Origin of the sequence: uncultured Campylobacter sp., from assembly GCF_938017705.1 — a bacterium.
Classification (GTDB): Bacteria; Campylobacterota; Campylobacteria; order Campylobacterales; family Campylobacteraceae; genus Campylobacter_B.
On record NZ_CALIIS010000164.1, the window covers coordinates 1 to 2,857 of the forward strand.

A 2,857-nucleotide genomic window follows, 5' to 3' on the forward strand; every position below is an offset into this window, starting at 1 on the left:
CGACCCGTACATAGCCAGAAAGGATATTCCTCGTTTGGCACTTCTACAGGATCCATATATGGACGGAAGAAAATTTTAGCTTTATTGGCAAGGCTTGTTTTTTCTTCGCCTGAAGTAGCGGATTTCAGATCACCGCTAGGAAGCGCCGCTTTGGCGTTGCCATAGAAGGCGAAGTCACTATCCGGAGCCGCTTTTTTAGCATAAGGATCGTATTGGGCGTTAAAGCGCCAAAGCGTTTCTTTGCCGTCTACGACTGGCCACCTAAGACCGCGCACTCGGTGATATGTATCGAAATCAGCTAAATCGTGTCCGTGACCGGTGCCGAATTTTCGATATTCCTCCCAGAGATATTTTTGGATGAAAAAGCCATATCCTTTAAATTCTTTGCCGTCACTGCCGATGACGCCGCGAGAGTCGCCGTTTACTTCGGAGTTATCGAAGCTTGCCATAATCGGATCTTTTGCAGCGAAAGCCTGAGCGTCTTTGTTTGCAAAGAGCACTTCAAATAGTGTAGTCTCTGGCGTATAGCCGAATTCTGAAATTTTATCCAATACGTTTGGAAGCGTAAGCTTATCATTCACTTTAATCTCGCCCCAGAAATCCTTGAGCTTGAAGCGCTTGGAAAACTCTAGCATCTGCCACGTATCGCTCATCGCGGCGCCCACAGGAAGTACCTGCTGTCTCCACCACTGAGTTCTACGCTCGGCATTGCCGTATGCGCCCCATTTTTCGTAGATCATCGCGGTCGGCAGGATTAGATCGGCTACCTTCGCGCTTAGTCCTGGATATGGCTCGCTTACTACGATGAAGTTATCCATCTCGCGCGCCGCTGCGATCCAGTGATTTGCGTTGGCGATCTGCTGCCACGGGTTATTTACCTGCACCCACAGCCATTTTATCTTGCCATCTTCGAGATTGCGCAGAGCCTGTACATAATGTGCGCCCGGTTTTGGATTTATCGTACCCTCGGGAAGCTTCCAAATTTTTTCGGAAACCTTTCTATGAGCCGGATTTGCCACGACCATATCAGCAGGTAGGCGGTGAGAAAACGTGCCCACCTCTCTAGCCGTGCCGCAAGCGCTAGGCTGACCGGTAAGCGAAAACGCTCCACAGCCGGGCTTAGCTTGCTTGCCAAGAAGGAAATGTACCATGTAACTTTGCTCATTGACCCAAGTTCCTCTTGAGTGCTGATTAAAGCCCATCGTCCAAAAGCTTACTACTTTGCGATCTTTTTCTATATAAAAATCTGCCAGCTGCTTTAGCTTGGTCTTAAACGCCTCTAAATCCTCACTTTCGTCACCCTTGGCCAAAGGCGCTACAAATTCTAACGTGTAAGGTTCTAGCGCTTTTTTAAATTCTTCGAAGCTTATGAGCCAGTGAGCATCTGATTTGTCAGAGTGTTTGTTTTCGAGTACGTCGCCCTCTTTCATACCCAGATATGCTAAGGTAACGCCCTCGGATTTGCTTAGAATTTTAGATTTTTGCTTGGCCGCGGTGTCAAGCTCGGTTTTGCGGTATTTTTTATGATTTATATCTTCTCGCAAGCCGTAGCCGATATCCACAGGGCCTGTAGCGAACACGCAGTGCTCTTTAATAAATTTCCCATCTATCATATCCGGGTGGTTGTAGACGATCTCCCTTGCTATGTAGTTCCATATCGCTAAATCGGTATTCGGACGGAATATAATTTCAATATCGGCGATGTTTGAAGTGCGGCTAGAGTATGTCGAGAGATTTATAACTTTTACGCGGTCCGGGTTGCGAAGCTTGTGGTCGGAGACGCGAGACCAAAGGATAGGGTGCATCTCGGCCATATTCGCGCCCCAAGCGATGATGGTATCGGTTAGCTCGATATCGTCGAAAACGCCCGCAGGCTCGTCGATACCGAAGGTTTGCATAAAACCTACGACGGCGCTGGCCATGCACTGGCGAGCATTAGGATCGAGATTATTGGAGCGAAAGCCCGCCTTTACTAGCTTTGCTGCGGCGTAACCTTCTGGGATCGTGTATTGACCGCTACCAAGTACGGCAAAGCCCTCGGGACCGCCTTCGTTATAGGCTCGCCTGAAATGCTTCTCCATTTCGTCGAACGCTCTTTGCCAGCTGATCTCGATAAATTTTCCCTTTTTGTCGAATTCACCTTTAGAATTTACGCGCAAAAGAGGCTTGGTAATGCGATCTGCGCCATACATGATTTTGGCGTTAAAATAGCCTTTGATGCAGTTTAGACCGCGATTTACGGGCGCTAACGGATCGCCTTTGACCGCTACGATTTTGCCGTCTTTGGTGGCTACCATAATGCCGCAGCCGGTGCCGCAGAAGCGACAGGCCGCCTTGTCCCAGCGCCAACCTTTTTCGGCTTCGTCCGCAGCGCTTAGTCCGCTAGGCAAACTGATGCCCGCAACGCTACAGGCAGCCGCTGCCGCAGAGCTTTTTATAAAGTCTCGTCTATCCATGAGATTAACCTTTCGTTTAGAATTAATTTCTACTAAGATTTTGAATAATAGCATAAAAAAACAGCTTAGTCTAGATTAAAATCAAGGTTTTTTCTACATAGATTTCAGATATAAGATAATAATTTTATAAATTTTAAATTTAGTGGCTTAAATTTTATCAGGACAGCGAGTTTTTGATAAATTTTAATATAGATTTTCATTTAATTAAATTAATATATTATACCGATAAATTAGCATTAAAATTTCATAAAAATTTAATCGTGCTTTGAAATAAAACGGAGCGTAATATAATTTCAAAATTCTATTAAAATTATAAAACTTAGCTTAAAAAGCGTCTTTTGCGATAAGCGATAAATTTTACGCTAAAACGCCGCCATTACCGAAGTAAAAGCGTAAAATTT

At 45.5% G+C, this 2,857-nt stretch carries 1 protein-coding gene; it reads right to left on the reverse strand.

Annotated features, from left to right (window positions below; all coding sequences use genetic code 11):
• The coding region (gene napA, locus Q0605_RS07920; RefSeq protein ID WP_298705878.1) for a nitrate reductase catalytic subunit NapA at nt 1-2,456 on the reverse strand (2,456 nt) is incomplete at its 3' end.
• Nucleotides 2,457-2,857: the final 401 nt, after the last annotated feature.